This window comes from Spiroplasma endosymbiont of Megaselia nigra (assembly GCF_003987485.1).
GTDB lineage: Bacteria > Bacillota_I > Bacilli_A > Mycoplasmatales > Mycoplasmataceae > Spiroplasma.
The window spans coordinates 1-7003 of record NZ_RCOO01000061.1; the positions used below are offsets into that span (position 1 = coordinate 1).

Sequence of the window (7003 nt, forward strand, 5' to 3'; positions counted from 1 at the left end):
ATGCAAATAAAAAAATCGCTCTAATAAGCGATTACTTTAATTTATATTTAATTACTTTAATTTATATTTTTATAAAACCTAAGCTTTTTTCCGGCTACCGTAATTACCCAAATATCATACATATATTGATATTTTTTAACACAAGATGTTAAAAAACTAGCAGAAGTAGTGCCTATTTGTAGTGCCATTAAAATCTTAATTATTTTTTTTCATTCTAATCTCCTTTAACCATAATTTAAAAAAATACTAAAAATATTCTTTTATTAAAACAACAATTATTTTATTTAAGTTTTTTTCTTGTTATTTGTTTCAGAATTTGATTTAACACGACTAATAAAACTTTCGCGTAATAATAGATTAACTTTCGGAACTAATAAACGTAAATGATTACGATATTCAGCTAAAATTAGGTCTGAAGTATAATAAAATATTAACAATAAAAGTAAAACAATTGTGGCACAAATTGTTGAAATAATTGTTGTAATATTATCAATTTGAATCGCAAAACTATCACGGGGAATATATTGTTGACCATAAACATATTTTTTAAATATGCCAACCTTTTTATCACGCATCACATCATCAACAAATTTAATAATAAATTCTAACCCAAATCATAATAATTGAAATTGTGCTACAATCGGTTTATTTGTTGGTGAACGATATTTTCATTCGCACATCATTGCAAACAAAATATTAAAACACATAGCAAAAGCTAATCCATTAATAACTTGCAATGCTAAGTAAGCTTCTGGCGAATGATTAAATGCAGTAATACTAAAGAAAATAAATCATAGTAATAACCCTAACCCAAAGCAATATTTAACACCAATTTTATTATACAGTAAATGACAAGCTAAATAAGCACCAAAAAATTGTGGAATTAGGAATAATTGTTCATTTAAACGCACAAATTGGTTGACTTTTCAAACATCATGGTATTTTTCTCATGTGCGTTGGCCTAACAATCAAAGATAAATATTTGATTGAGACACTTCTTTTAAAATAATAATTAAAATTATCATAAAAAAGATAATTAATACTTTTCCCGATTTAAATGGTTCAAACATTTTTTGCTGTTCAATCGTAAATGATGTTGATGTAAATTCTTTATGTGAAAATAAAGCATATAAAATGGTTGCACCCACAATAGCAATTATTGCACCAATTCCAATAATTCCTATTTGCAACTGATTAGTTAAATTACTTCCTACTGTAATAACAATATTATTAAACTCACTACCAAAAATAAGCGCAAATGTCATTAATGGCGCTACTAAACTAATTGTTTTAAATAGAAAAAACTTACGGCCATATGCTTCATTATATGATAAAAAATAACTAGCCTTTGTAATAATTCCAAAACCAAGAAAAATTGCCGCGATAATTAATGTTGGTGCGGAAGGATAAACAATTAAAATAAAAATTCCAAGCATTGATATTCCAAACATTGTATATTGAAAAAAATGTCAACCAATACGAGAAAAAACCTTATGTAAAAATACATAAGGAATCATCGCCAAAAAAGCATAAAGAGAAAGGGAAGTTGCTGCAATAATGGCAATTCCTTCCATATTATTAATTGATGCGGCAAAGAATAAATCACGGAACTCAAAATTATCACCAATAATTGATGATAATGCAAATCAATATAAAAACGTTTGAATAAAGAATGCCCTCTGACTAGTATGTTTAATTTTAATGTTTTTTATTAAAATTAATATGTAAAGAACAAATAACAATAATAACATTAATGGATTAAATAAAAAAACATCTCAATTATTTTGTAACACACCCGCACCCCCTTTCTGTCTTATAGATTATAACATAACCTAAATAATTACATCTGTTCAATAACATTAACCCCTAATAAATTAAAGGCATTTGATAAAACTTGATAAATTACTTTAATAAATACTAAACGCTGTTTTGTTAATTCTAAGTTATCTAAATTAATAACTTTTGATTCATTATAATATGAATGGAATTGCCGCGCAATATTTTGCACATAATCACAGACAAGATGTGGTTGACGTAATTTTGCTGCTCCTTCAATGCAACGATTAAATAAATCAATCTCATTTAAAAGGTCTAATTCTTTTTGTGACGTTAATAATTCAAAGGTTTTAACATCCGTAATATTAATTTTGCTCATTTTGGCTTGTTTTAGCACGCTATTACAACGCGCTGTTGCATATTGTGCATAATAAACAGGGTTTTTTGAAGAATGCTCTTTTAAAATACCAATATCTAAGTCCATATGACTTTGAGCACTTTTTGAAGCTAACATATAACGAATTGGGTCAACTCCAATTTCTTCAATTAAGTCAATTAATCAAACTGCTGTCCCTTTTCGTTTACTCATTTTATATTCAGCACCGTCTTTAATTAACCGCACCATTTGAATCATATCAATATCTAAAATGTCTTTTTTATACCCTAATAACTGTAACCCCGCTAACATTCGTACAATATAACCGTGATGATCACCACCTCAAAAATTAACCAATTTATCTGCTTTGCTTCGCATTAAACGTTCATTATGTGATGCTAAATCAGGAGTAATATAAGTTAAATCACCATTTGATTTAACTAAAACACGATCTTTATCATCACCAAAGTCAGTTGTTTTTAATCATAGTGCACCCTCTTGTTCATAAGTTTTTCCCAATTTGGCATATTGGACTAATGTTGCATCAATTTTTCCTCCCTCGTACATTGCAGCTTCAGAATAATAATATTCAATATCAACTCGAAATAATTTTAATTGCTTTTTAATAATATCTAAAAATAAATCAACTGATTTTTTACGAAACATTTCATGTACCTTTGGATCACTAATTTTATAATCCTTATCAAAAGTTAAATTAATAAATTTATCTTGATAATTGTCAACAAAATATTGTGCAACATCAGCATACATATCGCCACGATATGCATCAGGAGGTAATTCGGTTTTTTTACCCAATAAATTTAAATAACTAACAAAAACCGTCACTGCTAAAGTATTTATTTGATTACCAGCATCATTAACATAATATTCAGTTTGAACATGATAACCAGCTGCTCGCAAAATGCGAGCAACACTATCACCAATGGCACCATTCCGAGCATGACCAATATGTAAAAATCCCGTTGGATTAGCTGAAACAATTTCTAAATTATAAGTAAAATTCTTTGGAGCTGAATATCCATATTTTTCTTCTCGTTTTAAAACCTCATTAATAACTTGATGTAACTGATCATCAGCTAAGGTAAAATTAATAAATCCCGCACCAGCAATTTCAATCTTTTTAAAATATGATTTATTATTTTTTTCAATAAAAGCAATAACTTCTTCAGCAATTTTATTTGGTGCCTTTTTTAATTTTTTTGCTAGTAACAAAGCCAAATTGGTTGATAAATGACCAAATCCTTCTTGATGTGGTTTTTCAACCATCACTGGTGTTGTTAAATTATTTGCCTTTAAGTACTCTTCTAACAGATTTTCAATTAATTTAACATTCGTATTCATAATTGTGGTTCCTTTCTTCTTTTATTTATATATATTTTACATAGTTTTTATAATTACTTATCTTTTTTTCTAATTTTACAATAATAAAATCCATCAGTATTATTTTCATAACCAAAAATTTGTTCTGTTGCAATAATTTTTAAATCCGGATGTTTTGCTAAAAAATTGCGGATTTGAACAGTATTTTCATATCCACCAAAAGTACAAGTAGAATAAACCAAAATTCCACCTGGTTTTAACAATTGATAAGCTTTATCTAATAATTGTTCTTGAATCTCAACTAAATTTGCTAATTTTTGATTAGTCAAAGTATGATATTTAATTTCTGGTTTTCGTTTAATTACCCCTAAACCACTGCAGGGGGCATCACAAAGAATTTTATCATATTGAATTTCAGGATTAATTTTTCTAGCATCTAATAAATGTGGATAAATATTCGTAATTCCTAATCGACTAGCATTCATTTTAATTAAATTAATCTTCTTTTCACTAATATCATATGCATCAATAATCCCTTTGTTGTTTATGATTTGACTTAAATGTGTTGTTTTACCACCAGGTGCACTGCACATATCTAACACGCGATCAGTTTCTTGCGGATTTAATACTTCTGCAATGCGCATACTCATTTCATCTTGAATAAAAATTAAACCTTTTTTAAACATTTCTGAATTAACAACCGGTTTATCGGCAATGACACCCACAGAAGATACTAAACTTTTTGTTAAATTATAATTTGAATATTGAGCTAATAATTCATCTCGACTAATTTTTAGGGTATTAACGCGAAATGAAAGTTTTGGAATTGTTAAACTATCAACCATTACTTGCTGAGCAATATCTTCACTATATTCATTACGAAGAATTAAATATAATGATGATGGAAAACTATATTTAATACTTAATTTTTTTGTTTCATCAGCAATATTAATTTCAAAAATCTCATCTTTACTGACAAAAATATTTTTTAACGTAGCATTAATAAAACCAGCATACTTTGGATTTATATTTTTACTAATATTAACAGCTTCATTAACAATTGCATAATTAGGGATAAGATCTAAAAAACGAAATTGATAAATACTCATTCATAATAAAACTTGTAATTTTTGATTAGTTTTTTTGGATTCAATAAATTGATTAGCAATATATTCTAAATACAATTTATTTTTTAAAGTACCATAAACAATTCGATAAATTAAAGTTTTATCTTGATCAGTAAAATCATCATTTTGTTCTACAATATTTGATAATAAATGATTACTAAACTTGTTTTTTGCAAAAATTTTTCATAAGATATTTCACGCTATTTCTCTTGCTTGCATTTTTTAATCCTTTAAACTTACGAACGATTAGCAATTTCTTGTTCTAAAATTGTTTTAATTTCTGCAACTGCTTGTTCTACAGTGTTATTTACCACAACATAATTATAATTACTTTGCAATGGAAGTTCATCAGCTGCTTTTGCTAATCGTGCTTGTAATACTTCTTCGGGTTCACTTTTTCGGCCTCTAATTCGTTTTTCTAATTCCTCTAAACTTGGTGGAATTAAAAAAATTGAAACTGCATCAGTTACTTTCTGTAACACTTGTGTTGCACCTTGTACTTCAATTTCTAATAAAACATTTTTTCCATTATTAATTTGTTCAATACAATATGATTTTGGCGTACCATAATAATTACCGACAAATTCAGCATATTCTAATAATTCATCATTTTTAATTGCAGCTTCAAATGTTGGTCGGTCAAGAAAAAAATAATTTACCCCCTCAACTTCATCCTGCCTTTTTGTTCTTGTTGTCATTGAAACTGAATAAGCCAAATTCAACTCCTCATATTTAAAAAGTTCTTGGCATATTGTCCCTTTCCCGACTCCTGATGGGCCAGAAAAAATAATTAAAAAACCCTCTTTCTGCACATTAACATTCTCCTTTTTCTAATCTTAATATATACAAATACTTTTTTTTATATGTTTTACAACGTAACATAACTAAATTAAATTGATCAAATGACAACATTTGATTTGATTCACAAACTATTATTCCATAGTTATTGATAATATTGTTATTCAATATTATAGTAATAATATCATAATAATACTCAATTTGCTTAAAAGGTGGGTCTAAAAATAAAATATCAATTAATACTTTCTGTTGTATCATTCAATTTAATAAAACTTTATAATCATAATTTAATACCTTTGCATTATTTATTTTTAAGTTATTTAAATTAGTTTCAATAATTTTGGAGGCACCTTGGTGCGAATCATTAAAATAACATTGTTGTAATCCCCGTGATAACCCCTCAATTCCTAATTGACCACTTCCAGCAAAAATATCTAATCCAATTTTATTTTCATAAATAAAATAATTATCTAAAATATTAAATGTATCTTCTTTAACACGTGCCGTCATTGGCCGGGTATTCATTCCATCTAATGTTTTAATTTGATAACCCTTATATTTTCCACTAATTACGCGCATCTTCTTAACCCTTCTCTTTCTTTTTTTTATTATACTAAAACTTTAGAATTTTCTTTAATAATTGCTGAATATGTTATAATTTTTTAAGAGGTGATTTTTAGTGTTGCAAAATGAAATACCAACTAAAGACTGACTAGTATTTGATTATAAACCGTCAATTCGACAACCATCAATTGATGTCTCCTTACCATTAGCACCTGAAAATGAACTTGTAATGCAAAAATTAATTGATTTTGTAAGATATTCCCAAGATCCGCAAAACAATAGTGGTCATACAATTAGACCAGCTGTTGGTTTAGCCGCTCCTCAAATTGGACATAATCTTAAAATGTATTATATTCGAATTGAAGAGACAGATGACGAAACAGGAGATAAAAAAATAATTGAACATGCAATGATTAATCCTAAAATTATTGGAAAAAGTGAACAAATAGCTTGTATAGAAGAAGGCGAAGGTTGTTTAAGCGTTAATGGTGATAAAGAAGGTTTTGTCCCTCGTAGTTTTCGAATTATTATTGAAGGTTATGATTATTTAAAACAACAACAAGTAACAATTACTGCCCTTAGTTATGAAGCAATTGTTTTTCAACATGAACAAGCACATTTAGAAGGTAAATTATATTATGATTTAATTAATAAAAAAGCACCTTGAACAAAAAAAAGTGATTGAATTATTTTATAAAAAATAAAAACTGGTAATACCAGTTTTTATTTAGTTTTAAATACTAATTATATTTTCTTATTTTAATTCTTATGATAAAATCCCATCAGAGGTGATTTTTAATGCTACAAAATGAAGTACCAACTCATGACTGATTAGTATTGGATGACTAGACTGCACCCCAAAAAGTAAGTAAAATTAAAAAAGAACTTTACTAAACTTTTAGAGGAGGTGCATTTTTATATGGCAAGAAAAGGACAAAAATTTAATAAATATACAGCAGATTTTAGAAAAATGATAGTACAAGAAGTTAAAAATAATAAGATAAGTTTTATTGCTCAAAAA

General features: G+C 27.2%; 6 protein-coding genes. 1 reads left to right on the plus strand and 5 read right to left on the minus strand.

Going from position 1 to position 7003, the window contains the following annotated elements:
* Window positions 1–284: 284 nt before the first annotated feature.
* Genes D9R21_RS03690 through rsmD form a run of 5 tightly spaced genes read right to left on the minus strand, consistent with a single transcriptional unit; the run spans window position 285 to window position 6030 of the window.
* A complete protein-coding gene (locus D9R21_RS03690; RefSeq protein WP_126821147.1) occupies window positions 285–1793 on the minus strand; it encodes a hypothetical protein in 1509 nt (502 codons plus the stop codon).
* A 47-nt stretch (window positions 1794–1840) separates the two neighbouring features.
* Window positions 1841–3514: an arginine--tRNA ligase gene (gene argS / locus D9R21_RS03695; protein ID WP_126821148.1), complete on the minus strand. Its 1674-nt coding sequence runs from the start codon at window positions 3512–3514 to the stop codon at window positions 1841–1843.
* Between the two features lie 53 nt (window positions 3515–3567).
* Window positions 3568–4839: a 16S rRNA (cytosine(967)-C(5))-methyltransferase RsmB gene (gene rsmB, locus D9R21_RS03700; RefSeq protein ID WP_126821149.1), complete on the minus strand. Its 1272-nt coding sequence runs from the start codon at window positions 4837–4839 to the stop codon at window positions 3568–3570.
* Between the two features lie 17 nt (window positions 4840–4856).
* Window positions 4857–5432: a guanylate kinase gene (gene gmk, locus D9R21_RS03705; RefSeq protein ID WP_126821150.1), complete on the minus strand. Its 576-nt coding sequence runs from the start codon at window positions 5430–5432 to the stop codon at window positions 4857–4859.
* Window position 5433: 1 nt separating this feature from the next.
* Window positions 5434–6030 carry a 16S rRNA (guanine(966)-N(2))-methyltransferase RsmD gene (rsmD, locus tag D9R21_RS03710; RefSeq protein ID WP_334199036.1) on the minus strand — a complete coding sequence of 199 codons (597 nt, stop codon included), beginning with the start codon at window positions 6028–6030 and terminating at the stop codon, window positions 5434–5436.
* A 67-nt stretch (window positions 6031–6097) separates the two neighbouring features.
* On the opposite strand from rsmD, the gene def reads away from it, so the two are divergent.
* Window positions 6098–6679, plus strand: coding sequence for a peptide deformylase (gene def / locus D9R21_RS03715; protein WP_126821152.1), 582 nt, complete (start codon window positions 6098–6100; stop codon window positions 6677–6679).
* The last annotated feature ends 324 nt before the right edge of the window (window positions 6680–7003 follow it).